The following is a 25953-nucleotide window of genomic DNA, read 5'->3' as shown; positions in this document are numbered from 1 at the left end:
CTCTATGTGCGTAGAGAATCACATGGCGGGTGCTCTGGCAAGACCCAGTGCGGCGCAAGTGCATGCTCACCTTTGGCTCACCCTTAGCTCACCTCTGCCTCACCTGTGCCTGCGCCGAGCGGTGCGCACATCGTCCGGTTGGGTCAGCCGCCCCTTGTCGGGACTCTTGAGGACGCCGGCGGCGATGGCCGACAAGATCCGGTCGAGCTGTTCGGGGCTGTCGATGATCCGGTCGCCGTGAGCGAACCGCAGCAGCAGACCGTTGATGAAGGTCAGCGTGATGTTGCTGAGGTCGTCGACCACCGCCGACTCCAGCTCGGCGCCGTGCGGCATGAGCTGCACCAGGATTTCCCGGTGCAGTTTGGTGAACTCGTCCGTGGCTTGCTGCAAGATGGCGGCGACCGCCGGGTCGCGGGTGGCCTGCATCGTCAGCTCGTAGCGGGCCTTCGTGTGGGAGAACTGCGGTTCGCTGCCGGCCTGCAGGACAACCTGCGACAGCCGCGACGGCGAGGGTGAGGGATCGCCGTCGACACCGCCGTCGGCGCTGTCGGCCACCGACTGCAGGGTCGCCAGGTCCAACTCGGCCAGCCGTTCGGCCACCGCGCGCAGCAGCGCGGAGCGGGTTCGGAAATAGAAGGAGGTGGTGCCGTCGGGCACGCCGGCCTTGCGGTCGACCTTCAGATGGCTTAGCCCCTTGGCCCCGTCGTCGGCCAGCAGCTGGATGGCGGCGTCACACAAGTCCCGACGACGCTCGGCGGGATTGGGCTTTCGCCGTTGCGCGGGAGTGTGTCGGGCCATGCGGGTAGCTTTCGTGCCTACGGACATGCATCGGAGAATGTTGGGTCACGAGGCTACTCTATATTCGTAGTGTGAGTAAAGTGCCCCCGCGACACGCCGCTTCCGGCGCCGCGACGGATGGCTCCGGTCCCTTACCTTGAGCTGAGACGCCCGACAGGAGGCTCAACGGGAGGCCGCCGCGGTGACCGACAGCCAATTCGACGGGGTTTCGCGTCGCGAATTTCTGGCCAGGGCGGCCGCGGGCGGCGCCGGGGCCCTGCTCTCGCTGGCCGGTCCGGTGATCGAGAAGGCCTACGGGGCCGGTCCGTGTTCGGGTCACTTGTCCGACATCGAGCACTTCGTGTTCTTGATGCAGGAGAACCGGTCGTTCGACCACTATTTCGGCACGCTCTCCGGTACCAATGGCTTCAACACCGCTTCCCCGCTATTTCAGCAAGCGGGGTGGAATCCCAAGACGCAAACGCTCGATCCCAGCGGTGTCACGCTGCCCTATCGGTTTGACACCACCCGGGGGCCGCTGCTGAACGGCGAATGCGTCAACGACCCCAACCACGACTGGGGCCCGATGCACACGTCGTGGAACAACGGCGCCATGAACAACTGGTTGCCCTCGCAGGCGTCCAGCCTTCCAGCGGCCAATGTCGCGGCGATCATGGGCTACTACACGCGACAGGACATCCCCGTCCATTACCTGCTGGCCGACACGTTCACGATCTGCGACAACTACCACTGCTCGGTGTTGGGGCCGACCATCCCGAACCGGCTGTACTGGGTGAGCGCCGCGCTGGGCTTCGACGGAACGCAGGGCGGGCCGCAGCTGACCACCCCCTACATCCCGCCGATTCACCAGTTCAGCTGGACCACCATGGCCGAGCATCTCAGCGCCGCCGGTGTGAGCTGGAAGCTGTACGAGACGAAGAGATTCGGCCCGGTCGTCGACACGGTCGTCGGCTACGGCGAGATATTCGCGAACTTCAAGCAAGCGGCGAATCCGGCATCGGATTTGGCCCGCTATGGTCTCGCTCCGAAGTACCCGGCGGATTTCATCGCCGACGTCGCCGCCGGCAAGCTGCCGCACGTGTCCTGGCTGGTTCCGGGTTTCCTTGCGTCCGAACATCCCTCGCTGCCGCCGTCGTCCGGTGCGGTCGCGATCGTGGACGCGCTGCGGATCCTGCTGTCCAACCCGGCGGTCTGGGAGAAGACCGCGTTGATCATCAGCTATGACGAAAACGGTGGCTTCTTCGACCACGTCGTGCCGCCGACCGCTCCCGCCGGGACGCCCGGCGAATACATCACCGTGCCCGACATCAACTCGGTTCCGGGTTCGGCGGGCATACGCGGCCCGATCGGACTGGGCTTTCGGGTTCCCTGCCTGGTCATTTCGCCCTACAGTCGCGGGCCGCTGATGGCTCACGACACGTTCGACCACACCTCACAGCTGCGGCTCCTGGAGACCCGGTTCGGGGTGCCGGTTCCCAACCTGACCCCGTGGCGCAGAAGCGTGACCGGCGATATGACGTCGACCTTCAACTTCTCTGTCCCGCCCAACTCGTCGAAGCCGAACTTGGATCAGCCATTTCTGCGGGCCCTGCCGAAACTGTCGCAGTGCGTCACCTCCATCGTGCCGGCGTACCTGGGCGACGGACGACCCTATCGGGTGCCCTACCCGCAGACGATGCCCACGCAAGAAACGACGCCCGTTCGCGGGATTCCCAGCGGAGCCTGCTGAGCATGGACCGCCTCGGCATTGGCTTCCTCAGCGTATTCGCGCTTCCACCAATCGATTTAGTAGATCTCGCCGCTGACCTTGGCTGCCGATACATCTCGACCGTGGTCCAGGGACAGCCATTGGTGCCGCTGGACTTTCCGTCGTACTCGCTGAAGAACGTGGCCCTTCGCCAGAATCTGCTTGCCGCAATGGATCACCGTGGCGTGACGATTTCGCTCGGCGACGGGTTTCTCGTGCTGCCCGGCGCCGACATGGGTACGTTCGCCGCGGATCTCGACGCCTTGGCCGAACTCGGCGTGCCCTGGATCAACGCCGTCAGTCTCGACCCGGACCTGGACCGCACCTTCGACCAGTTCGCCGCGCTGGCGGAGCTTGCCGCGCAACGGCACATCCGCACGGCGGTCGAACCAGTGCCCGGTCTCACCGTCGGCGACCTCCCCACGGCACTGGCTGCGCTCGAACATGTCGGACGACCGGACTTTCGGTTGTTGATCGACACGATGCACCTGGTGCGGTCGGGGGCCGGTCCCGCCGATCTGGCCGCCATCGACCCCGACCTGATCGGCTACGCCCAGCTCAACGACACGACGCTGGCGCCCCGTCTCGATAACTATATGGAGGAAGCCATGTTTGAGCGCATGGTTCCCGGCGAGGGCGAGCTGCCGCTGCGCGAAATCCTTCCGCTGCTTCCCGCTGACGTCGTGCTCGAGATCGAGGTGCCCAGGCGATCCCTGGCGTTAGAGGGGGTCAGCCCCATCGATCGGGTGCGCCCCTGTGTCGACGCCGCACGCCGGTTGTTGTCGGAGGTTGCCTGACCGCCCCTGGGTGACGGTGATCCCCTCAGCTGGGCTCCCGCAGCGGAAGTCCCGCGGCTTGATAGATCGCATCGATGACGGTCATGTTCTGCACCGCGTCTTCCGGCGTCGTCTTGACCGGTTCGCCGCGCAGCACCGCGGCGGCGAACGCGTCGAGCTGATAGGCGTAGGAAGCGCGACGCGGGAAACGCTCGTGCCGTTTGCCGTTGGCCGATCTCACCGAGAGACGGTTGAAAGCATGCGGCAACACCGGGTTGAGCACGTGCAACTCGCCACGTTCGCCGAAGACATGGGCGCCGATCTGCACCAGGCGCGCCGACCACATCGAACAGCGGATCCGGCCGCTGTGCCCGGCGGGGAACTGCAACTCGGCCGTCATCGCCCGGTCGATCTGAGGACCGCGCAATTTCGCCTGCGCCGAAACGACTTCCGGGGTTCCACCGCCGAACGTACGGACCATGTGGATCGTATAGCACCCGGCGTCCATCGTCGCGCCGCCGGCAAGCGCATAGTTGTAGCGAATGTCGGAGAACTTCGGCAGCGGGAAGCACAGCGCTGCTTCGATCCGCTGCAACTTGCCCAGTTCTCCCGAGGCGATGATCTCCTCCACCCGCAGGGCCAGCGGGTGGTAGCGGTAGTGGAACGCTTCCATCACCACGCGGTCCGATTGCCCGGCCAGTTCGGCGATCTCACGGGCTTCCGCGGCATTGGCCGTGAACGGTTTTTCGCACAGCACGTGTTTTCCGGCGGCCAGCGCAGCCCGGGTCCACCGGCCGTGCAGACCGTTGGGTAGCGGGTTGTAAATCGCATCGAGGTCCGGGTCGGCGATCAGCTTGTCGTAGTCGTCGTGCACCCGGGGAATGTCGTGCTTGTCGGCGAAGGCCCGAGCACGCGCGGCGTCGCGCGCCGCGACGGCGGCCACGACGACCTCACTGTTTTCCTTCGCCGGGTTGACCAGCGCCAACGGTGCAATTTTGGCCGCACCCAGGATGCCGATCCGCAGCGGGGCGTCTCCGTTTACAGACATCAGCCGACGCTAGCACCCCGGCGGGCGTGAGCACTCGCCATATCCCCCTGACGTGCACTTTCACCGGCAGGTTGCGCCCGAGCCATACCGCCGGAAGCACGGAGCACCGGTCTGCGTTCGTCGTCTTAGACTTTTAGCTCTTCCAGCGCGAAAGGCATTGCCCGCATGTCAGTGACCGAGGAAAACGAGCGCACCGGCGGTGCGCAACCGTCACCGTGGGCGCCGTTGCGCAGCGGCGTATACCGAAACCTCTTCGTCGCGCAGTTCGTCTCCAACATCGGGACGTGGATGCAAAGTGTCGGCGCGCAATGGTTCCTGGTGGAAAAGCACAGCAGCGACGTCGTCGTGGCGCTCGTCCAGACGGCGAGTCTCGGTCCGACGTTGCTTTTGGGCGTGTTCGCCGGGGCGCTTGCCGACCTGTTCGACCGGCGCCGGTACCTGATCGTTCTGCAGTCCTACGCGGTGATCGTCACGCTCGCCATGGCGGTGCAGACGTACGTTGGCGCCCTTGGTCCGACCGCACTATTGCTCTACACCTTGGCCATCGGCTGCGCCGCCGCGCTGACCGGACCGGCATGGCAGGCGATTCAGCCCGAAGTGGTACCGCGAGAGCAGATTCCGGCAGCCGCCGCGTTGGCCAGCGTGTCGGCCAACTCTGCCCGAGCGATTGGACCGGCAATCGGCGGCGTTGCCGTGGCGCTGGTCGGTCCGGCGGCGGTCTTCGCGATCAACGCGCTGTCGTTCGCGGCGATTATCGTTGCCCTGACGCAGTGGAAACGCCCCAGACAAATCGCGCCCATCGAAAGAGAACACCTCGGTCAGGCCGTCATCACCGGACTGCTCTACGTGAGCAACGCTCCCAATTTCCGTAGGATCTTGTTGCGCACAGCGCTTTTCCTGTTTCCCGCCTCGGCCCTATTAGCGCTCCTGCCGGTGACCGCCGCGCGCGAATGGCACTTGGGGGCCGCCGGCTACGGTGCTGCGCTCGGGTTCGTCGGCTTGGGCGCCATAGTCGCCGTCGGGATCGCGACTCCCTTGCGCCGCAAAGCATCAGACAACGTGTTGCTGGCGGTGTCCGCTGCCGCGTACGGAGTTGCGACGGCGGTGGTGGTCTGGATGCCGTTCGCCGCGGCGACACCCTTCTTGTTGTTATCGGGGACCGCATGGTTGATGACGTTGACGACGTTGAACGCGGCGGCGCAATTGTCCTTGCCCCGCTGGGTTATGGCCCGCGGCTTGTCGATATATCTGCTGGTTTCTACGGGGTCTCAGGCGATCGGCGCGTATGTCTGGGGCAGCATCGCCACCCGGGCTGGATTGCACACAGCCCTGCTGTGGTCGGCGGCGGTGCTGGGCGCCGTTGCGCTCAGCGTCTTCGTGCTTCCATTGCGGCGGTCCACCGGGAAGGTCAGCATCGAGGTTTCTAGTGCCTGGCCGACACCGACGCTCGTGTTCGAACCCTGTCCCAACGATGGACCGGTGCTGGTAGCGGTCCGCTACCGAGTGCAATCGGATAAACGCGAAAAATTCATCGCCGCGATGAGCACGGTCAGGCAGTCACGGCTGCGAACCGGCGGCCACAGTTGGCGGTTGTATCACAGTGTCGAACAGCCCGACATGTTCCTCGAACGGTTCACCGTGGTGTCCTGGTCCGAATTCGAGCGCCAGCGCACCGAACGCTGGTTGGAATACGACACCGACGGTGTCTCTAGGGCGATCAGCTATACCGTCGACCGCACCCGGCGGCATGGGTACTACCTCGCCGTGCGGGTGCGCAGGAAAAGAGTCGGTCGAGACAGGGCTGGTCATTGATCGGCTTCGAAAACCGAGACGGGATCGAGGATTACGCCGTTTTCCTCCACGTAGCGGTCCCACAGGGCGAGCAGTTCGGCGAGCTTGTCGGGCCGCGCGGCGGCCAGATCGTTGATCTCTCCCGGGTCGACGGACAGGTCGTAGAGCTGCCAGGCGCCCGGGCCGTAGGGCTCGGGCAGGTGCAGCGCCTTCCAGTCGCCCTGGCGAATGGCGCGGCGGCCGAACAACTCCCAGCCGGTGCCGGTGGCACCGTCGTGCACCGCCTCGGCGGCACCCGAGAGATATTTCACCAGCGAGCGGCCGCGCATGGGCACCACCTCGCGGCCCTGGTAATTCGTGCCGGGATGGGCGACGCCGGCGAGTTCCAGCACGGTCGGGGCGATGTCCATGACGGTGGTGAACGCGGTGCCGATCTCGCCCTGGCGGGCGAAGCCCGGCCAGGTGACGAACCCGACCACCCGGATGCCGCCCTCAGAGGTGAACGCCTTGTGCAGGCGCGACGGCGCCGTGGCGGCCTGTGCCCAGCGCGGGCCGTACCAGATGAACGAGCTGGGGCGGCCAAGGTTGTCGACGCTATTGTCGCAGTGCTTTTCGATCTGCGTGGCGATCTGGGCGCCGTGCAGCGGCATCGCCTCGACGATTGCCCCCTCCGCGCCGTTGTCGGACAGGAAGATCACGACCGTGTCGTCAAGCTCGCCGGTCTCGGCCAGGTAGTCGATCACCCGACCCACATTCCAGTCCAGCCGGTCCACCATCCCGGCGTAGACCTCCATGGTGCGGGCCGACAGCGCACGCTCGTCGGGCGTCATGTCGGCCCACTCGGCGGCGCCGTCGGCCACCACGGGATGGGGCACCACATCCGGTGGGCACAGGCCGAGTCGCTTCAGCGCGTCCAACCGGGCCTCGCGCAGTTCGTCCGGGCCGGCGTCATAGCGGCCGCGATAGGTCGCGATGGATTCGTCGGGGGCCTGCAGCGGCCAGTGCGGCGCCTGAAACGGCAGATAGGCGAAGAATGGCCGCTCGTCGTCAGGGCGCCGCTCCCGGAAGTAGCGCAGCAGGGTGTCGGTAAACGAGTCCGACGAGTAGAACTCGTCGCCGACCGTGACGAACTGGTCATCCTCGGTGTAAAGCGTTGGCACAATGGAGAACCCGGTTGCCGCGGCGCCTCCGTAGTGGCTGGCGCCTGCCGGCAGCAGCGCGAACGAACGCTCGAATCCACGAGCCCACGGAGACCTGTCGATGGTGCTACCGAGATGCCATTTGCCGGACATCAGCGTGAAGTAGCCGGCGTCGCGCAGTAGTTCGGGCAGGGCCGCGACCCGGTCGTTGAGATAGCCCTCATAGCCGGGGGCGCCGCGGAATGCGGGGCCCGCGACTTCGAGCATCGTGCCGATCCCGGCGATGTGGTGATCGGTTCCGCTCAACAACATCGCCCGGGTGGGCGAGCAGGCCGGCGCCGAATGAAAATCGGTGAACCGGGTGCCCGCGTAGGCCAGCCGGTCCAGATTGGGGGTGCTGATTTCGCCGCCGAAGGCGCCGATGTCCGAATAGCCGAGATCGTCTGCCACGATGACCAGAAAGTTGGGTCGCTTCACGGTGAAGCATCCTGTCAGGTCGGCCTGGCGGACTCAACGACGCCCGTATTCGAAGCGGTTGAGCACGTCGTAGGCCGCGACGGGCAGGGCGGCGAACAGGCGGTAAATCAAGCGCACTGGCGTCGATGGGATCTTCGGGTAGCCGGAGAGCACGGACGTCTGCTCGAGGAATTTGAGCTTCGGGTTCCACTTCTCCATGTCGCGAGCGTCGCGGATGCCCCATTTGGTGATGCCTTTGGTGAGCAGTTTGGACATCCGCGGCGCGATCGGTGGCAGCGTGTCGAAGAGCATCTCGCCGGAGGCGAACCGGTCGGTCAGGCGCTCGACCAGCTGACGAACATCGGTCTCCCACAGGTACATCAGCAATCCTTCAGCGATGACCAAGGTCGGGTGACCGGTCGGGATTTGGTCGAGCCATTGCGGATCGGTCACCGACGAGCCGATCATCCGATAGCGGTCGGTGTCGTCGTACAGCCGCCGACGCAGCTCGATGACGGCCGGCTGATCGATGTCGAACCAAAGTCCCGGTGGCGCGATCCGAAATGCTCGCCCGTCGAGGCCGCAACCCAGGTGCACGACGACGGCATCGGGGTGACGCGCGAGAAAGGCGGTAGCCCAGTCATCGAGCTGCCTTGCCCGCAGCGCGACCAGGTACTGGTTGGACGCCGGCAGCGAGCTCCGATGTATGCGCTTAAAGTCGTAGTCGATGCGATCGAGGGCCTCGGCGGCTGCCTGGTCACCCAGAATTGGTCGGTGCGAATGGCTTTCATACGCGCGCAGGTACAGGGTGACCAGGTTCGTCCACTCCACCGAGCCCCACCTGACCGAGCTGAAGTCAACTTTCGCTGCCGTCATGTTCGCTTCCCCTCCCGTGCAAAGCGCGTGGGACACAACTGATGATGGCGACGCCCCGATCTCGAACACTCCGGCGGCGTCGTGGCCGCGACAATCCCGAGATACGCAGACCGTCACCGTTTGACCGTAAACAGCGTCGGGAATCCCTCGGCCCGCAGGTCGGCGGCGGCATCGGCGATGCCCTGCTGGGTTCCGATGACCAGATCGTGCTGCAGCGCAACGGTCGCGGAGTGTGGCGGCAGGAACCCGAACGGGGTGACCACGTTCGCCGGACCTGTCGAATAGCCATAGGCCGGATCGCCGTAACCCCAGTTGATGAGATACCTCAGGTCGGGCTGAAGCAGGTCTGCGATCGGGTTGCCGATGACGGGTATGGCGCGCAGCGGCTCCAACAGCGGCAGGTTCTCGGTGGGAATCATGTAGTAGGTGGTCATCGTCGGTCCCGACGTGGGCAACTCGACCGCCGACGCGAGCTGCGCGTCCGTGAACGTCGGATACAGGTTGTGCACGTAGAGGACACCCATGAGGGCGTTGACGTCGGCGAGCACATCGATCGGGTAGCGCGGGAAGTCGGCGAAGCCGTCGTATTCCCCGGTGTAGATGACGGTCGGGTAGTCGTTCGACGGGGTCCCGCCCGAATACATCCCGCCCAGATGCGGCAGGCCCAGGCCGGGAAAGCGGGTGAACATGCCGCCGTTGGGATTCATCGGATCCCCGACCAGCACGAAGTTCACGTCCGGGCTCGGGATGCCGGCCGCCACGAGTTTCGGCATTTCCAGCGAGGCGACAACCGCGCTCTGCGAGTAGCCGAAGACGTTGATGGGGGTGATCCCGTCGTCATACGCCTGCAATATCGCCTTGTCGAGGATCGCGAGGCCCTGGCGCACCGACTGGTCCAGGGTCATGCTCCGCAGACCGGTGATCGGAAACAGTTGGTTGGGTGTGGTCAGGACCTGGAGGTTCGTGGTGGTGAAGTTGGGCGAAATGTAAAGGCGGTAAACCTCGTTCAGGTACCGCGGTGTCGGTGTCGGTATGTCGGTGGGTCCCATGATCAACGAAATCCCGACGGGTATCGGCTCGCCGCCGGTCAGGGGGCCGGCCAGCGCTTTGGAGGCCGCCGCGTCGGTCGCCGCGTAGGCGTTGCCGGCGGCGGCCAGCAACCGGGCAAACGTGCCGTGAAACGCCGCGGCTTGCTTGATGAGGGCCTGGTACTCGCGGGCATAGGAGTTGAACAGGGCCGTGACAGATGCCGAAACCTCATCCGCTGCCGCCTCGAGCACACCGGTGGTGGGGCCGGCGGCGGCCGCGCTGGCATCGTTGATCGCCGAACCTACGTCGGCCACGTCGGCGGCGGCCGCCAACATGGCCTGCGGTCCCGCGAGCACGGATGCCTGCACTCAGCAACCGTAGGAAAATCCCGCTACTTTGTCCGGCATTTCAGGCTAAAAGGCGTTGGGGTCTTGCTGAACCTCGACGGGCACCGGATGGCTATACAGGTGTGCGGCGTTGGCCCAGGTGATTTTGCGGATGACGTCGTGCGGCAGATCGCCGATTTCGTCGTGGATCGTTTGTTGGGTGTGCGGCCAGGTCGAGTCGCAATGCGGATAGTCGGCTTCCAACATGATGTTGTCCACCCCGATCCGGTCACGCTGGACGAAGGACGACTTGTCCTCCACCGCGCAGAACCAGAAGTTGCGCGTGAAAACCTCTGCGGGAGTCAATGTTTCACCCAACGCCTGCCAGGTGCCATACATCGCGTGGTAGCTGAGCATGTGGTCGAGGCGATCCAGCAATCCTGCGACCCAACCGATTCCGCCTTCCGACAGGCAGATCTTGAGATCGGGGAACCTGCTGGGCAGGCCGGAGTACAGCCAGTCGACCGCCGCCGAAATGGCGTAGGCGAAGAACAGCACGCCCTGCACGTCCGGGGGCGCGTCCTCGGTGGTGGATGGGGACGAACCCGACGAGCCGATGTGCAGGTTCACCACGGTGCCCGTCTCGGCGCAGGCGGCCATCATCGGATCCCAGTGACCCGAGTGAATGCTCGGCAGGCCGAGCATCGCGGGGTTCTCGCTGAAGGTGACGGCATGAAACCCGCGCTCGGCGTTCTCATAGATCATGGTTGCGCCCAGTTCGGGGTCCAGCAGCCACGGCAGCTGGCAGGGAATGATGCGGTCCGGGTATGAGCCTGCCCAGACCTCGAGATGCCAGTCGTTCCAGGCGCGGACCGAGGCCAGCGCGAGGTCGCGGTCGTTGGTTACCTGCTGCAGCCGCTGGCCGGCGAAACCCGGCAGGAAGGACGGGAAGTTCAGCGAGGCGTAGATGCCGTTGAGGTCCATGTCCTTGACGCGTTCGTGGATATCCCACGCGCCCCTGCGCATTTCGTCGAATCGGACCGGTTCGAAGCCATACTCGGACACCGGGCGGCCGACGACGGCGTTGAATCCCACGTTGGGCAGTTCTTGTCCGTCGTAGACCCAGGTCTGGCCGCCCCGGTCGGTGTCGACGACCTTGGGCGCGCGGTCCGCGAACTTGCGCGGCAGCCGGCCGGTGAAGGTGTCCGGGGGTTCGACGATGTGGTCGTCGACCGAGATCACCGTGTAGCGGCGGTGCGCGCGCGGCGGGTCAGGCAGAAACGTGACCGAACGATCGTCGCCGGTCTTGGCTTTGGTGAAGGTCAGGTTGGCGGCCAGCTCGTCGATCGATTTCACTCGTCACCCTCCTTTTGGTGGCGCGAGCAGCCGGGGTTACTTGAGCACATCGGGGTCCGCCTTAATGGTCATCCGCGCCGCGCCCGCCCAGTAGACGTCCGCGGCGCGTTCGATGAGCGACCGTTGCATGCCCGCCATGTCGGACCAATTCATCTGCACCGGTTCGCGGCCGGTGAGCATGACGTCATAGGCCAGTTTGCAAACTCGTTCGATCGACGCCGCCCGGTAGACGGCTTCGGGCAGGCTGCGGCCGGTGGCGATGACGCCGTGATTGGCCAGGATCGTCAGCTTGGCCCCGCCGATGCGGGCCGCGAGTTCGGCGGCCCGGGCCGCGCTGTCGACCTCGCCGTCGTAGGTGTCGACCAGACACATGTCGTCGAGGAACAGCGCACCGGTCTGGTGCACCAGTTCGGGCAGCCGGCCCAGCGCGGCGAGCACGCACACGTAGTACGGATGATTGTGGATCACCACCCGGGCGTCGTCGCGGACCCGATGCAATTCGGTGTGGATGTGGATCGCCGGGGTGACGTCCCACCGACCGCGCACCACCGCGCGTCGGCGTCCACCACACAGATGTCCGACGCGGTGAGCTCGGCCCACCACAGGCCCCACGGATTGACGAACATGTCGGTCTGTCCGTCGGGCTGCCAGGTGATGTGTCCGGCCATGTTTTCGGCGAAGCCGATGGCGGCCAGATGACGAAAGGCCACCGCGAGCGCCTGTTCGTCGGACAACTCGACGCCGATTGGGGGGACCACCGACGGTGCCCACACCTCTAGCCCGCCGCGCCGCGCGTCAGGAGCATTCATGCTCGGCCTCCATCCTGATCCGGATATCCTCACGGAGCTCACCTTTAGCGATCTTCCCACCGGACGAGCGGGGTAGTTCGTCGACCATGATCAGCCGTTCGGGCAGCAGTTCCTTGGAGACCCCCGACGCCAGGAGATGCTCGACGAGCTCCGGCAACTCGATGGTGCGCGAATGAGCGAGTTCGGTGTAGACACAGACCTTTTCGCCGAACACCGGGTCGGGCATCGCGACGGCCGCGGCGACCGCGATCGCTGGATGACTGGTGACGGCGTCCTCGACCTGCGCCGCGCTGATGTTCTTGCCGCCGCGCAGGATGAAATCGGAGGTTCGGCCGGTGACGGTCAAATACCCGTCGGCGTCGATCTCGCAGATATCGCCCATCCGCATCCACCCGTCTCGGGTGAACAGCTTGTCGTGGTCGGTGCCCCCGAGGTAGCCGAGGCTCGTCGCGGGCCCCCGGCACGCGGGTTGGCCACGTCCGGTGGCGGTGACATCCCGATCGCCGTCGAAAAGCCGCACCGACATTTCCGGCACGATCCGCCCACCGGTGCGCAGCCGTTGTTGCAGCGGATCGTCCAGCGTGGTCCCGCTCAGCAGGCCGGTTTCGTTCGAGCCATAAAACTGCAGAATCTTCGCACCGGTGAGTTCCTCGAACTCGGCGGCCGGCCGATACGGTAGCGCCTCGCCGCCGGCGAACACGACCCGCAGCGAACTCAAATCGTAGTCGCGAGACGCCGGGTCGGTCATCAGCATCGTCAATTGCGTGCTGACACAGCACAATACGCTTGCCCGGTGGGTGGCTATCGCCTCGCACGCGGCCCGCGTACTGAACCGGTTCAAGATGACCGACGTCGCACCCAGATAGATCGGGGTGGTGTGGCTGGTCCATATTCCGAAGCCGAAAGGCATTGGTATGACCGGCAAGAAGATGTCATCCGCCGTCAGCAGGCCGTTGGCGACGGCCTTCTGGTGAAAGTAGTGCCAGCGGTTCTGGGTATGCACGACGCACTTGGGCAGGCCCGTCGTGCCCGAAGTCGAATTGATCAGGAAGACGTCGTCGGCGCCGAGTTGCCATTCGACCCCCACCGCCTTGGGCTCCACCTCGGTGCAAAGGCGCGCGGCGTCGGCCGCGTGCCCCATGGTCAGCGTGGGCACACCCAGGGCTGCGGAGGCGGCGGTACCGCTGCGCTGCTGATCGACGATCAGTACCTTGGGCTGCGAATTCGCCAGTATCGCGGCAACCTCGCGGGTGCCGGCGCGCGCCCCGATGCCGACGACGACAGCCCCACAGCGTTCAACCGCCACGAACAGCACGTGAAGGGCGGCCGAATCCCCGTGCCACACCGCGACCCGGTCGCCCGGCGCAATACCGACGCCGGCCAGCTGTCCCGCCAGAACGCTTGCCGCACTGTCGAATTCGCGCCACGTCAGCGACGAACCCTGGTGATCAACATAGGCTAGCCGATCCGGTGACCGCTGAGCGTTACGACGCACCGCGTCCGACAGCGTGGAGTCCGACCACCAGCCAGCCGCGCGAAACCTGACCGCATCCTGCGCGGCGAAGGCCGGCGACGACCCGGCATGAAGGCTATCCCGCGCGCCGACGCTCATCACCAAATGATAGGAAACCCCGGGCCTGCAGCGGAGATGCGATGAGGACTACCTCCCGTCAGCGGCTGTTCCGAGAGCCACACCGGCCGCGTCGCGCGACCATGTCAGCGCCGTCCCCGCAGGTCAGGGGCGCTTGCCTATAAGTAAATATCTGTTAAGGTGGCCACTATCTGCTCACCGACGAGAGGCTCCCGCTCAGAATGCCGGGTAACGGCGCGAATTGCCCCGCTATGTATACGGGGATTCAACCTCAGATAGCTGATCGATGAGCATTGATCGTTCTTTCATCGGCCGCGAGTTTCCGCCTGTGTCGCTGTTGGTGACCCGCAGTCGGCTGCGCAACTTCGCCAAGGCAACCGGACAGGATCAACCCGTCTACACCGACGTCGACGCGGCCAAGCAGGCCGGGTACCGCGACCTGCCAGTCCCGCCGACCTTCTTTTTCGGGATCGAACTCGAGGCGCCGGATCCATTCGCCTTTGTCACCGAACTCGGGGTGGACCTGCGCACCGTGTTGCACGGAGAGCAGAAGTTCGACTATCGGCGGATGGCGTTTGCCGGCGACGAGTTGACCGCGGTGAGCCGCATCGCCGACATCTACGAGAAAAAGGGCGGACTGCTCGAATTCGTCGTGCGCGAGACCACCGTCACCGATCAGGACGGTGCGGTCGTTGCCGTGATGCGCAGCTCGACGGTGGTGCAGAACCGGCGGGCGAACTGATGGCGTCATTTGTACCCGAGGTCGGCGCCGAATTGCCGCCGCTGGCGATCGATCCGATTTCGCGGACCACGTTGGCGCTGTTCGCCGGTGCCTCCGGCGACCACAACCCCATTCACATCGACCTCGACGTCGCCCGCTCGGCCGGGCTCGACGACGTGTTCGCGCACGGCATGTTGTCGATGGCCTACCTGGCCCGGTTGCTCACCAACGTTGTTCCGCAACAACAACTTCGCTCGTTCCAGGTGCGGTTCGCCGCGATCACCCCGGTGCACGGCCGGCCGACCTGTACCGGCACCGTTGCCTCGATCAACGAGGTTGACGGCGAGCGCCAAGCGACTCTCGACCTCCAGGTCAGCCTGCCCGACGGCACGGTGACGCTGCTCGGCAGCGCCGTCGTCGCACTCGATTGAACAACGAAAGGACACCCAGAATGGGAAAGCTGGACGGGAAGACGGCCATAGTCAGCGGCTCGGGCCGCGGCATCGGACGCGCGATCGCGCTCAAGCTCGCTGGCGAAGGCGCCAACGTCGTGGTCAACGATCTCGACACCGACCCGGCCAACGCGGTCGTCGAGGAAATCACCAAAGCCGGTGGCAACGCGGTGGTCTGCGCCGGGAGCGTCACCGCCGAGGGCTTCGGCGAACGGTTCGTCGGCACCGCGACGTCGGAGTTCGGCGGCCTCGACATCATCATCAACAACGCCGGCTACACCTGGGATTCGGTCATCCAGAAGATGACCGACGAGCAGTGGGACGCGATCCTCGACGTTCATCTCAAGGCGCCGTTTCGCATCCTGCGCGCCGCACAACCGGTGATCAGCAAGGCGGCCAAGGCCGAGAAGGAGGCCGGCACCCGGGTCTACCGCAAGGTGGTCAACATCTCCTCGGTGGCCGGTCTGACCGGGAATCCCGGGCAGGTCAACTACTCCTCGGCCAAGGCGGCCATCATCGGCATGACCAAGACTTTGTGCAAGGAATGGGGTCGCTACAACGTCAACGTCAACGCGGTGGCCTTCGGGTTCATCGAGACCCGGCTGACTTCCGCAGCGGCAGACGGCAATTCAACCATCGAGATCGAGGGCCGCGAGATCAAGGTCGGGGTCAACCCCGGCCTGCTGGCGGCGGCGGAAATGATGATCCCGCTCGGGCGCCCCGGTACCCCCGACGAGGCCGCCGGAGCGGTGGCGATGCTGACCTATCCGGAGGCCGATTACGTCAGCGGGCAGCTCCTGGTCGCCGGCGGCGGATTCGAGGCCTGATCACGATGAACACGACTTACACCAGCGCGTGGCGCGACGACGAGGTCAACGCACTCGGCGAACTCGCCGACAAGTTCTTCGCCAAATCCCTGGTCCCGCATCGTGACCGGTTCGAAGCACAACAGCACGTCGATCGTGAGGTGTGGCGGGAGGCCGGGAGGCTCGGGTTGCTGTGTTGCTCGATCCCCGAGGAATACGGCGGTGGCGGCGGCAGTTTCGCTCACGACCTGGCCGTGATCGAGGCGCAGGGTCGTGCGCTCGACAGCGGCTGGGGCAACTCCGTGCACAGCGGCATCGTCGCGCACTACTTCCTGGCCTACGGCACCGAGGAACAGCGGCGACGCTGGCTGCCCAAGATGGCCAGCGGCGAGATGATCACCGCGATCGCGATGACCGAGCCCGGCGCGGGCTCCGACCTGAAAAACATCAAGACCACCGCGCTGCGCGACGGCGACGACTACATCATCAACGGCGCCAAGACCTTCATCTCCAACGGGTCGGTGGCCGATCTGATCGTGGTGGTGGCCAAGACCGACCCCAAGGCCGGCGCCAAGGGGGTCTCGCTGATCATCGCCGAGACCGCCGGACTGGCCGGATTCACCCGGGGCCGCATCCTGGACAAGGTGGGCCAGCACGGCGCCGACACCTCGGAGTTGTTCTTCGAGAACGCCCGGGTGCCGACCGACAATCTCCTGGGCGGCGTCGAGGGCAAGGGCTTCGCGCAGTTGATGACTCAGCTCGCCCAGGAGCGGCTCACCATCGCCACCAGCGCCGTCGTCGCGACCGAGGTGGCCGTCGCCGAGACGATCGCGTACACCAAGTCCCGCAACGCTTTTGACCAGACGATCTTCGATTTCCAGAACACGAAGTTCACCTTGGCCGAATGCCAGACCCAGGCGCACGTGGCCCGGGTCTTCCTCGACTCGTGCATCGAACGGCACCTGCGCGGTGAGCTCGACGCGACGACGGCCGCCATGGCCAAGTGGTGGCTCACCGAGCAGCAATGCCAGGTCATCGATCGCTGTCTGCAGCTCTTCGGCGGGTACGGCTACATGCGCGAGTACCCAATCGCGCGCATGTACGAGGACGCACGGGTGCAGAAGATCTACGGCGGGGCCAACGAGGTCATGAAAGAGATCATTGCCAGATCCCTGTGAAGTGGCCGCCGGTCCCGCGGCCGAGCTCGTCGGGATTCGCCGGCGGCCCAAGGATCGCAAAGATCAAATCGTCGAGGCCGCTCGGCAACTGATCGTTGCGCGCGGCTACCGCAATGTGTCGATGGCCGAGATCGCCGAGGCCGTGGGGATCACCGCGGGCGCACTGTACCGGCACTTCGCGAACAAGGCGGTGTTGCTAGGGGCGGTGATCGACAGCAGCTTCGACGACGCGGTCGCGGTCACCTGCCAACGCGAGTTGACCCTGCCGGACGTGCTGGCACTGGCCTGCGAGCAGGCGGTGACCCGACGTGACACCGGCGCGCTGTGGTGGCGGGAGTCACGCTACCTGGAACGCGATACGGCGACCCGGCTGCGTCGGCGGCTCCGCGACAACAATCGCTCCTACCAGGCGTTGATCGAAGCGCAGCGCCCCGATTTGCCCGCGGTGCAGACGCAGCGGTTGGCGTGGGGGGTTCAGTCGATCATGGCCAGTCCAAGCTTCCACGCCACGAAGTTGCCGCATGCGGACTTCGTGGCGCTGCTGACGGTGGCGTGCCGCTCGCTGTGCGCGGCCGAATTGGGTCCACCCGCAGCGGAACTGCCGCGACCGCGCACCGCTGCGCTCGAACCGGTGTCCAAACGCGAAAGCCTGCTGGCGCACGCCATAACGCTGTTCGAACGCAACGGCTTCGACGCGACCTCCCTCAACGAGATCGGGATGGCCGCCGGCGTGACCGGCCCCAACCTCTACAGCTATTTCGCGAGCAAGGCCGACATTCTCGAAACCGCGACTGCACGCGGAGTGAGCGCGCTCTGGTTGCTGCTCAACCGGGTACTACGCGCCAACGACGGGGCCGCGCAGGCCCTGCACGATCTGGTCCGCGGCTACATCGAACTGGCCTTGGAGCGAACCGTTTTGGCCTCGCTGTTGCTGTCCGAGCAACAGAACATCGACGACGTCACGCGTAACCGGCAGCGCGAATATGTCGCCGAATGGGTGGCGCTGTTGCGTGCTTCGCGGCCCGCGGTCGGTGAGCAGGCCGCACGGGTGTTGGTGCACACCGCGCTGGCGGTGATTCACAACATGACCCACATCGGGCGAGAGCAAAGCGATCCGACGTTCGCCGATGATCTCGCAGCCATGGCCACCGCGGTGCTGTTCTCCCCCACCGGCTAGACACTCGGGAAGCGAGCGGCCCACGCGGGTTGACCGTATTGTCGGTCTGTGCTGATCGGTTTCCTTCTCGCTCTGGGCTGCTCGGTGTGTTACGGCAGTGCCTCGGTATTGCAGGCCGTCGCGACGCGATCGGTGGAATCCGGCAGCGGTTCGGGCATCGACCCCGCGCTGCTGATCCGCGCCAGTAAACAGTGGCGCTATGTCGCGGGCATTGGTCTGGACGGCCTCGGCTTTCTGCTTCAGGTAGTGGCGCTGCGCCTGGTGCCCATCTACGTCGTCGCCGCGGCGTTGGCCGCCTCGATCGCGGTCACCGGCATCGTGTCCGCCTGGCTGCTCTCGGCGCGGCTTTCCCGAGCCGAATGGACGGCCGTCGGCGTCGTCTGCGTGAGCTTATTCGTGCTCGCGTGCGCAGCCGGGCCCGGCCACTTCCGCCGTGCCCCAGCGGGATTGGGTTGGGCGCTGGTGGGCGTGGTCGTGGCGATATTCGTCGCCGGTGCCGTTGCGGGCCGGCTGCCCGAACGCGAGCGCGCGCTCGCGCTGGGTCTCGGTTCGGGCACCGGCTTCGGTGTCGTCGAGATCGGGGTGCGCCTGCTCGACGAGATCGACCCCACCAAGCGCGCCTTCTACGCCAATCCGGCGCTGTATGCGGCGGCGGCCGGCGGGGCCGCCGGATTCCTGTTGCTCACCTCGGCATTACAACGTGGCTCGGTCACCACGACCGTGGCCGCCATGGTGGTCGGTGAGACGGTCGCCCCCGCGCTCGTCGGCGCCGTGTGGCTCGGTGACCGCGCCCGCCCCGGCTACGGCTGGCTGGTGATCACCGGATTTGTGATAGCGGTAGCCGCGACGCTGGTGTTGGCCCGGTTCGGCGAACCCCCGGATGCCGCCCCCGATCCTGCGGGCGCCAGTTGAGTCAGGCTTGAGCCAGTCTTGGTTCAGTCCTAAATCAGTCCTTGCCACGCGGCGGCGGCTGCACCTCGACCCCACCGGACTTGTGCTCCGGGCCCGCCGCGGGATGTTCGGCCGGTACGCGCCCGCGGAACCGGTCCGCTTCACCGGGCTCCCGCGTTACCGGGCGGCGCTCCTCGCTGCGGTACGGACCGGGCTTCGGTCGCGGCTTCCCGCCGGGGAAAGCCAATCGAAAGATGCTGCGGTGCACCGTGAACCACTGCTTGGAAAACCGTCCGGAGTTGTACGGCAACTCGTAGCGCTCACAGATTTCCTTGATCTTGGGCGCGATCTCGGAGTATCGGCTACTCGGCATGTCGGGATACAGGTGGTGCTCAACCTGATAGCCGAGGTTGCCGCTGATCACGTGAAAGAGCGGGCTGCCGTCGATGTTGGCCGCGCCAACCAACTGACGCAGATACCAATCCCCGCGCGTCTCGTTCTCGGTCTCCTCTTGGGTGAAGGTATAGGTCTGGTCGGGAAAGTGGCCGCAGAAGATGATGGCGTGCGCCCACACGTTGCGGATGACGTTGGCCAGGGCGTCGGCTCCCAAGGTGCGCAGGTAGGTGCTTTCCACGCCGGGTAGCACCCGATCGAGGAAAGCCGCCGTGGCGCCCAGCCGGCCCGTTCTTGAAACCCTCCGAAGCAATCTGCCGGTACGGGACTCCGCCGGTTGCTCGAGCCGGCCCCGCAGCGCCAACTGCACCAGCCCAAATGCGCCGGCGCTGATCAGCGGCCAACCGAGGTAGTCCTTGATGATCTGCGAACGCGCTTTTCCCCCAATGCCTTTCAGGTCTTTGCGCACCTCCGACCAGGGCTTCTCCCCCGCCCGGATCGCTTCGATGTCCATGTCGTGTACCGCGACGCCCCACTCGAACAGCACGGTGAGCAGGAGGTTGTACAGCGGTTGCCCCAAAAAGCGCGGGTGCCACTTCTGGTTGGGATCGATTCGCATGATCTCGTAGCCGAGATCCTTATCCTTGCCAAGGATATTCGTGTAGGTGTGATGGATGTAGTTGTGCGAATGCTTCCACGCCTCCTTGGTCGAGGCCGTGTCCCAATCCCAGACCGAGGAGTGAATATCGGGATCGTTCATCCAATCCCATTGGCCGTGCATCACGTTGTGGCCGATCTCCATGTTCTCCAAGATCTTGGCCATACCCAGGCACGCGGTGCCCAGCACCCACGCGGTTTTCGACCGTGACCCGAGCAGCAGCACACGTCCGGCCACCACGATCTGGCGTTGTACCGAAATCACCGTCTTGATGTATCGGCGGTCGCGCTCGCCGAGGTCGGCGAACACCTCGTCGTGAATCGCGTCGAGTTCCTTGGCAAGCTTCTCGCGCTCTTGCTCGCCGAGGTGGGCGATTGGGTTGTGTTGGCGTTCCAGCGTAGAAGTCATCGCGACTCCTTTCGTTACAGTTCGAGCTCCACATCACCTTCGGCGGTGTGGATACAGATCCGCACGTCTTGTTCAGTGGGTTCGATGACGTCACCAGAGCGCAGATCACGCAGCTTGCCCGATTTGAGCGTGCCGACGCAGGTGTGACAGATTCCGATGCGGCAGCCATACGCGAGATTGAGGCCAGCCTTTTCCCCGGCCTCCAATATCGATGTGCCGCCGTCGCATTCGACCGTCTTTTCGCTGTCGAGGAAGTTCACCACGCCGCCTTCGCCGGCGCCGGCCCCGCCGCCGATCTTCGGCTGGAAGCGCTCGAAGTGCAGGCGATCCGGGTCGCCGTTGGCTTCCCAGTGTGCGATCAGCGCGTCGAGCATTTCCTCTGGCCCCGAACAGAACGCCTCGCGTTCGCGCCAGTCCGGGCAGACCTCGTCGAGGTCACCCGGCGACAGCCGGCCCCGCTCGGACGTCAGGCGCAGATCGAGCCGCATCCGCTCGTTGCGGTTATCCAGGTCCTCCAGGACGGGCAAAAACATGACCTGGTCGCGGGTGCGCGCGGAATGGATGACGACCGCGTCGTCCAGTTCGCCGCGATGATCCAGGCTGCGCAGCATGCTCATGATCGGAGTGATGCCGCTGCCGGCGCTGATGAACAGCAGCTTCGACGGCAGCGGCGTAGGTAGGGTGAACACGCCCTCGATTTCGCCGAGCCGCACCAGATCGCCCGGCTGGATCTTCTGCACCAGATAGGGCGACACGATGCCGCTGTCCACCTTCTTGGGCGTCACGCTGATCAGGCCGTCCTCCGGCGACGGATCCGAGGTCAGCGAGTACGCGCGCCAGTGGTAGACGCCGTCGATCACCACACCGAGCCGGACATATTGCCCCGGCTTGTGCCCCGGCCATTCGTACCCCGGCCGAATCAGGATGCTCGCAGCTTCCGAGCCCTGCTGCTCGACCCGTTCGACCTTCCCGCGCAGTTCCTTGGTGGTCCAGAGCGGGTTGATCATCTCGAGGTAATCGTCGGGCTGCAGCGGGCTGAATAGCCGCCGCACCGCGCGCAAGAACAGACGGCGACCCCGTGGGACGTTGGGTTGGGCGCCGCGCTCAGCCATGATTTTTATGGTACACAGTCGTTCACCGGCATCAAGTAAGCGATTGAATCTTCCTTAGTATAAACTGATTTAAGCGATTTTGTCCCATGCGAAATTAGATCGCCTGTTCACTGAACCGCGCTACGCTACTGGCTTGATGGATTACTTGCCCCGAGACCCTGCTTGTGACGTGCCCCACATTGGCGCCGCGCAAACATCGTGTAGCCGAGCTAGACGACCGTCTAGCTGATCGATTCCTGGCGGGATACCCTTGTCCGATGCCGTCCTCCACGCAGCCCACGCGGCTTGGCTCCACCCCTCGAACGGTTTCGCAGATGCGCACGTTGCGCGCCGCGCTGGAGTTGTTTGCCGAATATGGCGTGGGGGCTACGTCCTACCAGATGATCGCTGACGCCACGGGAGTGACCAAAGGCGCCATCTATCACCAGTTCAATACCAAAGATGAGCTCATCATCGCCGTGGCGGAAATGGAGCTGGCCACGCTTGAAGACGCACTTGAGGCCGCCGAAGCATTGGACCGCCGCACCGAGGCGCGTGAACTGCTGCTGAATCTCGTGATCGATCACGCCGTGGAACACCGCCGCGGGGCGAACACCCTGCAGTTCGATCCGGTGGTCGTGCGGTTGCTGTCCGAGCACAAACCGTTTCAGCACTTCATCGAGCGGCTCTACGGGATGCTCGTCGGCGACGAGCCCGGACCTGATACGCAGGTCCGCCTCGCGGCCCTGACCTGCGTCATCGGCGGTACGGTCTCCCATCCCCTAGTTGGCGACCTGGACGACGACACCCTGCGCGCCCAACTGCTGGAGACTGCGCGGCGGCTTGTCGGCCTGCCGGCGGCGGTCTCCAAGCGCCGAACAGGCCGATAACCCAAACGCGCCTCGGCGTGACTACGCCTGAATTCGCCTTCTGCACATCCGGTTTCGACGCCGCGCGGTCCGCGCTATTGACATCACTAGACGATCGTCTAGGGTGCTATTAAGCCTAGACGATCGTCTAGCTGCGGGTGTTGCGAAATGGAGACTCCGATGTCGTGGAGCGAACAATTCATCGACGCGTTCAACACGCACGAGGTCGAGCCGATGGTGGCCATCTGCTCCCCCGAAGTCAAATGGGAAGACGTCTCCGGCCACATCGAGTTCCAGGGACACGACGGCGTCAAGAACATGGTCGAGATCACCTTGATGGCCGTGCCGAACTGCAAGTTCACTCACCATGGCGGCATGCAAAACGGCAATCGATACATGGTGGAATGGACTATGTCGGGAACGGCATTCGACATTGAATTCGCCTGTCGCGGAACGTCCGTCGGCGAGACGGACGACGATGGCCGCATCGTCCACAATCGCGACTATTGGGACTCGCGGTCCTTCCCGATGATGCCGGGTGGCCCGGTGAACCCTGAACTCTCCGAGCTGCAGGAGCAACACCATGGTGCCTGAAAAGCTCATCACGGCCGACTGTCACATCACTCCGCCACTGTCGATAGTCAACGAGCTGCCGGAGCATTACCGCGAGTACTTCCCCCGGATCGAGCAGGACGAGCACGGCAAGGACGTGTACAAGCTCGGCCACATCGTGTCACTTGCGATGATGAGTGGCGAAGGCACCTCTGACATCCAGGCCGACGCGACGGGCGCCGAGGGCAACGTCGTCAGCGAGGCGCGCATGAGCCTGGACGCCGCAGAGCAACTCGCCGACCTCGAGCGCGACGGTGTCTACGGCGCCGTGCTGATCGGCCGAATCGCCGACATGCCCAACGGAATCCCCGCCGATGCCGACATCGCCTACTGCAAGGTGGCCAACGACTGGTTGGCCGACCACTGGGGCCCCTACCTCCATCGCGTCGCGCCCGGAATCCACCTGCCGTTCAAGGATGTTGCCGCGTCGGTGGCCGAGCTGGAACGTGCCGCGGGCCTGGGCCTGCGGCCCGCACTGCTGCCGGACGGAATCTTCGAGCGCCCCTACTACATGGAAGAGTGGGAACCGCTTTGGGAGGCCGCGGATAGCCTGCGGGTCCCCATCACCATGCATGTCGGCGGCCTACGCCAACCGTTGGTCGGACCCGGCCTGATGGCCTACCCCGGCCGGCAGGACATCGGCTGGTACGTGCAGAGCTGCGGCATGGGCGAGACGCTGGGCTGGATGACATACAGCGGCGTATTCGAGCGCTACCCCAACCTGCACGTGATCTGTACGGAGGGCTATGCCGGTTGGTTGGCCTTCGCCATGCAGTTCTACGACCACCACTTCAGCCAGAGCCGGCTGCACCAACTCGGCATCGACGACCTGATGGGCCCGGCCAAGATCGACGTGCACCCGAGCTATTACCTCAAGCGCCAAACGCACGCGACGTTCATGTGGGACCCGCTGGCCATCCGCAACCGCGACCTCACGGGCCTGGACTGCTTGATGTGGGGCAACGACTATCCGCACCACGAGGGGTCGTTCCCGTTCTCCGCGGAGTGGATCGAAAAGCAATTCGACGGCGTGCCCGCCAACGAAGTCGACCAGATCTGCCGCGGCAATGCCGCCGAGGTCTTCGGAATCACCGTCTGATGGCGGGAATCCTCGACCACTACCGGTTGGACGGAAAAGTGGCGTTGGTCACCGGAGCGGGTAAGGGAATTGGCGCGGGAATCGCCGTCGCGCTCGCCGAGGCGGGTGCCGACGTCGCCATGACGGCGCGCACCAAGGAAGACATCGAAGCGGTCGCCAAGCAGGTGCGCGAGCTGGGCCGCCAGGCCGTCGCGATACCCGGCGACGTCACCGACCACGCCGGGCTGCCGCATCTGGTCGACGAAACGGTAAGTGCGCTTGGCGGGTTGGACATCCTGGTCAACAACGCCGGTGGCACCGACCAGCTCGGCACGATCCAGACGACGACGGTCGCGAGCCTGGAATACGCATTCCACTTCAACGTGTCGACGCCATTCGAGTTGACCCGGCTCGCCATGCCGCAGATGCTGCAACGGGGCGGCGGGTCGATCGTGAACATCGGCTCAATGGCGGGCTTGATGGCCGAGCGCGGCTTCATCTCCTACAGCCTGAGCAAGTCGGCCCTGGCGCAGCTGACCCGGCTGTTGGCGATTGAGCTCTCGCCCCGGGTCCGGGTGAACGCGGTGTTTCCCGGCGCCACGGAAACCGATGCGTTGCGTGGCTTCCTCGAGATGGCACCGCAGGTGCGCGAGTCGATGCACGCCAAAACGCCGATGCGGCGTAACGGAACACCCGCCGACATCGCGGCCGCGGTGACGTTCTTCGCGTCACCGGCGTCATCATGGGTGACCGGCAAGCTACTTGAGGTCGACGGCGCCGCTCCCCCCGGCCTGTTCCCCGCCGACTATCCCGACCTGTAAGCAAGGAGCATTGCATGACAGTCGAATTCGATGGCGACGTCATCATCGTCACCGGCGGGGCGGGCGGTCTCGGCCGTTCCCAAGCAGCCGAACTCGGCCGGCGCGGCGCGCGCGTGGTGGTCAACGACCTCGGCGGTAGTCCGCGCGGCGGCGGCTCCGACCCGGCGATGGCATCGGCAGTGGTCGACGAAATACGTTCCGCAGGTGGACAAGCCATCGCCAGCACGGAGGACATCGCCTCCGCGGACGGTCCGCGACAGCTCGTCGAACTGGCGCTGGACACCTGGGGCCGGGTGGACGGGGTGGTCCACAATGCCGCGATTCTGCGCGCCGACCATTTCGAGAATGTCAGCGAGGCCGACTACGACGACATCATGCACGTCAACCTGCGCGGCGCCTTTCGGACCGTGCAGGCCGTCTACCGGGCGATGAAGGACCGCGGCGGCGGACGCATTCTGACCGTCACGTCGGCGTCGGGATTGTGCGGCGCCTTCGGACAATCGGTGTACGCGGCAACCAAGATGGGCGTCATCGGCTTCACCCGTTCGATCGCATGGGAGGGCATGCGGTTCGGGATCAAGGCAAACGCGATCGCCCCGGCGGCCTTCGATAGCCGACTGTATGCGGTGATGGACCCCGAGCACGACGCGACGCTGACCGGCCGACCGCCCGAGTTGCAGGCCTCGCTGGAAGGCGCCGAGTTGCTGGGCCTGTACACGGCCAGCCGCGTCACCCCGCTCGCGCTGGCCCTGTTGCACCGCAGTTGCCCGGTGACCGCCGAGGTCTATTCCGCCACGGGTGGCTACTTCACCCGCTTCGCGCTGAGCCACACCAAGGGGTCACTTTTGGGCGTCGAGCCCACCGTCGATGATGTGGTCGCCCACTTCGGCGAGATCCGCGGCGATGGCACCGTTACGAACGAACTGGACGGCGAGGCGCTGGTGTGGGGTTTGCAGTCCTTCGCCCCGCGGCTCAAGCCGCTCTTCGCCGCCCAGAGCGGCGGTTGACGGCTACGGAGCCGCCCGCGTGCATAGTCGCGCGTGGATGGCGGCGTGT

General features: G+C 65.2%; 23 protein-coding genes and 1 pseudogene. 14 read left to right on the top strand and 10 right to left on the bottom strand.

Going from position 1 to position 25953, the window contains the following annotated elements:
• Positions 1–99: 99 nt before the first annotated feature.
• Positions 100–798 (bottom strand): TetR/AcrR family transcriptional regulator, encoded by a 699-nt coding sequence (locus G6N66_RS12770; protein WP_085236451.1) that lies wholly within the window; start codon positions 796–798, stop codon positions 100–102.
• 181 nt (positions 799–979) lie between these two features.
• Between G6N66_RS12770 and G6N66_RS12765 the strand changes: the two genes are divergently transcribed.
• The gene (locus G6N66_RS12765) at positions 980–2527 is read left to right on the top strand and encodes a phospholipase C (protein ID WP_085236450.1); all 1548 of its coding nucleotides are present in this window, start codon (positions 980–982) and stop codon (positions 2525–2527) included.
• 2 nt (positions 2528–2529) lie between these two features.
• The gene (locus G6N66_RS12760) at positions 2530–3342 is read left to right on the top strand and encodes a sugar phosphate isomerase/epimerase family protein (RefSeq protein ID WP_085236448.1); all 813 of its coding nucleotides are present in this window, start codon (positions 2530–2532) and stop codon (positions 3340–3342) included.
• A gap of 25 nt (positions 3343–3367) precedes the next feature.
• On the opposite strand, the gene G6N66_RS12755 is transcribed toward G6N66_RS12760, so the two are convergent.
• Positions 3368–4369, bottom strand: a complete 1002-nt coding sequence (locus G6N66_RS12755; RefSeq protein WP_085236446.1) for a Gfo/Idh/MocA family protein — start codon at positions 4367–4369, stop codon at positions 3368–3370.
• 165 nt (positions 4370–4534) lie between these two features.
• Between G6N66_RS12755 and G6N66_RS12750 the strand changes: the two genes are divergently transcribed.
• The gene (locus G6N66_RS12750; protein ID WP_085236445.1) at positions 4535–6181 is read left to right on the top strand and encodes an MFS transporter; all 1647 of its coding nucleotides are present in this window, start codon (positions 4535–4537) and stop codon (positions 6179–6181) included.
• Here G6N66_RS12750 and G6N66_RS12745 read toward each other — a convergent pair.
• From G6N66_RS12745 to G6N66_RS12720, 6 genes and pseudogenes are all read right to left on the bottom strand, one after another.
• Entirely contained in the window at positions 6175–7776 is a 1602-nt protein-coding gene (locus tag G6N66_RS12745) for an arylsulfatase (protein WP_085236443.1), read from the bottom strand. The two genes, G6N66_RS12750 and G6N66_RS12745, sit on opposite strands and share 7 nt — an antisense overlap.
• Before the next feature lie 33 nt (positions 7777–7809).
• Positions 7810–8631, bottom strand: a complete 822-nt coding sequence (locus tag G6N66_RS12740) for a class I SAM-dependent methyltransferase (RefSeq protein ID WP_085236442.1) — start codon at positions 8629–8631, stop codon at positions 7810–7812.
• A gap of 113 nt (positions 8632–8744) precedes the next feature.
• Positions 8745–10028, bottom strand: a complete 1284-nt coding sequence (locus G6N66_RS30055; protein ID WP_085236440.1) for a PE family protein — start codon at positions 10026–10028, stop codon at positions 8745–8747.
• 45 nt (positions 10029–10073) lie between these two features.
• A complete protein-coding gene (locus tag G6N66_RS12730) occupies positions 10074–11342 on the bottom strand; it encodes an amidohydrolase family protein (RefSeq protein ID WP_085236439.1) in 1269 nt (422 codons plus the stop codon).
• Between the two features lie 36 nt (positions 11343–11378).
• Positions 11379–12151: pseudogene (locus tag G6N66_RS12725) on the bottom strand (class II aldolase/adducin family protein).
• Positions 12138–13763, bottom strand: coding sequence for a class I adenylate-forming enzyme family protein (locus G6N66_RS12720; RefSeq protein WP_085236428.1), 1626 nt, complete (start codon positions 13761–13763; stop codon positions 12138–12140). The pseudogene G6N66_RS12725 and the gene G6N66_RS12720 overlap by 14 nt, the downstream one beginning before the upstream one ends.
• 265 nt (positions 13764–14028) lie before the next feature.
• Between G6N66_RS12720 and G6N66_RS12715 the strand changes: the two genes are divergently transcribed.
• From G6N66_RS12715 to G6N66_RS12690, 6 genes are read left to right on the top strand one after another with little or no spacing between them, the layout of a single operon-like run.
• Entirely contained in the window at positions 14029–14484 is a 456-nt protein-coding gene (locus G6N66_RS12715) for a MaoC family dehydratase N-terminal domain-containing protein (protein WP_085236426.1), read from the top strand.
• Positions 14484–14894 (top strand): MaoC/PaaZ C-terminal domain-containing protein, encoded by a 411-nt coding sequence (locus G6N66_RS12710; protein WP_085236424.1) that lies wholly within the window; start codon positions 14484–14486, stop codon positions 14892–14894. Before G6N66_RS12715 ends, G6N66_RS12710 begins: the two co-directional genes overlap by 1 nt.
• 20 nt (positions 14895–14914) lie before the next feature.
• A complete protein-coding gene (locus tag G6N66_RS12705) occupies positions 14915–15742 on the top strand; it encodes an SDR family NAD(P)-dependent oxidoreductase (RefSeq protein WP_085236422.1) in 828 nt (275 codons plus the stop codon).
• 5 nt (positions 15743–15747) lie between these two features.
• Positions 15748–16899 carry an acyl-CoA dehydrogenase family protein gene (locus G6N66_RS12700; RefSeq protein WP_085236420.1) on the top strand — a complete coding sequence of 384 codons (1152 nt, stop codon included), beginning with the start codon at positions 15748–15750 and terminating at the stop codon, positions 16897–16899.
• 1 nt (position 16900) lies between these two features.
• Entirely contained in the window at positions 16901–18076 is a 1176-nt protein-coding gene (locus G6N66_RS12695) for a TetR/AcrR family transcriptional regulator (protein WP_085236418.1), read from the top strand.
• Between the two features lie 48 nt (positions 18077–18124).
• Positions 18125–18988 carry a DMT family transporter gene (locus G6N66_RS12690; RefSeq protein WP_085236416.1) on the top strand — a complete coding sequence of 288 codons (864 nt, stop codon included), beginning with the start codon at positions 18125–18127 and terminating at the stop codon, positions 18986–18988.
• Positions 18989–19022: 34 nt separating this feature from the next.
• Here the strand turns inward: G6N66_RS12690 and G6N66_RS12685 are convergent, their stop codons facing one another.
• The gene (locus G6N66_RS12685; protein ID WP_085236414.1) at positions 19023–20426 is read right to left on the bottom strand and encodes a fatty acid desaturase family protein; all 1404 of its coding nucleotides are present in this window, start codon (positions 20424–20426) and stop codon (positions 19023–19025) included.
• 14 nt (positions 20427–20440) lie between these two features.
• Positions 20441–21538 carry a ferredoxin reductase gene (locus tag G6N66_RS12680; RefSeq protein WP_085236413.1) on the bottom strand — a complete coding sequence of 366 codons (1098 nt, stop codon included), beginning with the start codon at positions 21536–21538 and terminating at the stop codon, positions 20441–20443.
• A gap of 257 nt (positions 21539–21795) precedes the next feature.
• Here G6N66_RS12680 and G6N66_RS12675 point away from each other — a divergent pair, with 257 nt between their 5' ends.
• The 5 genes from G6N66_RS12675 to G6N66_RS12655 all read left to right on the top strand — a co-directional run bounded on the left by G6N66_RS12675 (position 21796) and on the right by G6N66_RS12655 (position 25904).
• The gene (locus G6N66_RS12675; protein WP_085236411.1) at positions 21796–22407 is read left to right on the top strand and encodes a TetR/AcrR family transcriptional regulator; all 612 of its coding nucleotides are present in this window, start codon (positions 21796–21798) and stop codon (positions 22405–22407) included.
• Positions 22408–22566: 159 nt separating this feature from the next.
• Positions 22567–22980 carry a nuclear transport factor 2 family protein gene (locus G6N66_RS12670; protein WP_163645829.1) on the top strand — a complete coding sequence of 138 codons (414 nt, stop codon included), beginning with the start codon at positions 22567–22569 and terminating at the stop codon, positions 22978–22980.
• Complete coding sequence (locus G6N66_RS12665) at positions 22970–24097, top strand: amidohydrolase family protein (protein ID WP_085236408.1); 1128 nt, start codon at positions 22970–22972, stop codon at positions 24095–24097. Before G6N66_RS12670 ends, G6N66_RS12665 begins: the two co-directional genes overlap by 11 nt.
• Positions 24097–24897: a glucose 1-dehydrogenase gene (locus G6N66_RS12660; RefSeq protein ID WP_085236406.1), complete on the top strand. Its 801-nt coding sequence runs from the start codon at positions 24097–24099 to the stop codon at positions 24895–24897. The genes G6N66_RS12665 and G6N66_RS12660 overlap by 1 nt, the downstream gene beginning before the upstream one ends.
• Positions 24898–24911: 14 nt before the next feature.
• Entirely contained in the window at positions 24912–25904 is a 993-nt protein-coding gene (locus G6N66_RS12655; protein ID WP_085236404.1) for an SDR family NAD(P)-dependent oxidoreductase, read from the top strand.
• Positions 25905–25953: the final 49 nt, after the last annotated feature.

Source organism: Mycobacterium conspicuum (assembly GCF_010730195.1).
Taxonomy (GTDB): Bacteria; Actinomycetota; Actinomycetes; order Mycobacteriales; family Mycobacteriaceae; genus Mycobacterium; species Mycobacterium conspicuum.
Note: the sequence above shows the minus strand (reverse complement) of the source record. Positions and strands in the feature narration are given on the sequence as shown.

Bases quoted from the DNA above. Each gene is read 5' to 3' on its own strand.
- G6N66_RS12770 (WP_085236451.1), bottom strand. From the start codon at position 798: ATGGCCCGACACACTCCCGCGCAACGGCGAAAGCCCAATCCCGCCGAG.
- G6N66_RS12760 (WP_085236448.1), top strand. From the start codon at position 2,530: ATGGACCGCCTCGGCATTGGCTTCCTCAGCGTATTCGCGCTTCCACCA.
- G6N66_RS12755 (WP_085236446.1), bottom strand. From the start codon at position 4,369: ATGTCTGTAAACGGAGACGCCCCGCTGCGGATCGGCATCCTGGGTGCG.
- G6N66_RS12750 (WP_085236445.1), top strand. From the start codon at position 4,535: ATGTCAGTGACCGAGGAAAACGAGCGCACCGGCGGTGCGCAACCGTCA.
- G6N66_RS12740 (WP_085236442.1), bottom strand. From the start codon at position 8,631: ATGACGGCAGCGAAAGTTGACTTCAGCTCGGTCAGGTGGGGCTCGGTG.
- G6N66_RS12720 (WP_085236428.1), bottom strand. From the start codon at position 13,763: ATGAGCGTCGGCGCGCGGGATAGCCTTCATGCCGGGTCGTCGCCGGCC.
- G6N66_RS12715 (WP_085236426.1), top strand. From the start codon at position 14,029: ATGAGCATTGATCGTTCTTTCATCGGCCGCGAGTTTCCGCCTGTGTCG.
- G6N66_RS12710 (WP_085236424.1), top strand. From the start codon at position 14,484: ATGGCGTCATTTGTACCCGAGGTCGGCGCCGAATTGCCGCCGCTGGCG.
- G6N66_RS12705 (WP_085236422.1), top strand. From the start codon at position 14,915: ATGGGAAAGCTGGACGGGAAGACGGCCATAGTCAGCGGCTCGGGCCGC.
- G6N66_RS12700 (WP_085236420.1), top strand. From the start codon at position 15,748: ATGAACACGACTTACACCAGCGCGTGGCGCGACGACGAGGTCAACGCA.
- G6N66_RS12685 (WP_085236414.1), bottom strand. From the start codon at position 20,426: ATGACTTCTACGCTGGAACGCCAACACAACCCAATCGCCCACCTCGGC.
- G6N66_RS12680 (WP_085236413.1), bottom strand. From the start codon at position 21,538: ATGGCTGAGCGCGGCGCCCAACCCAACGTCCCACGGGGTCGCCGTCTG.
- G6N66_RS12675 (WP_085236411.1), top strand. From the start codon at position 21,796: ATGCCGTCCTCCACGCAGCCCACGCGGCTTGGCTCCACCCCTCGAACG.
- G6N66_RS12670 (WP_163645829.1), top strand. From the start codon at position 22,567: ATGTCGTGGAGCGAACAATTCATCGACGCGTTCAACACGCACGAGGTC.
- G6N66_RS12665 (WP_085236408.1), top strand. From the start codon at position 22,970: ATGGTGCCTGAAAAGCTCATCACGGCCGACTGTCACATCACTCCGCCA.
- G6N66_RS12660 (WP_085236406.1), top strand. From the start codon at position 24,097: ATGGCGGGAATCCTCGACCACTACCGGTTGGACGGAAAAGTGGCGTTG.
- G6N66_RS12655 (WP_085236404.1), top strand. From the start codon at position 24,912: ATGACAGTCGAATTCGATGGCGACGTCATCATCGTCACCGGCGGGGCG.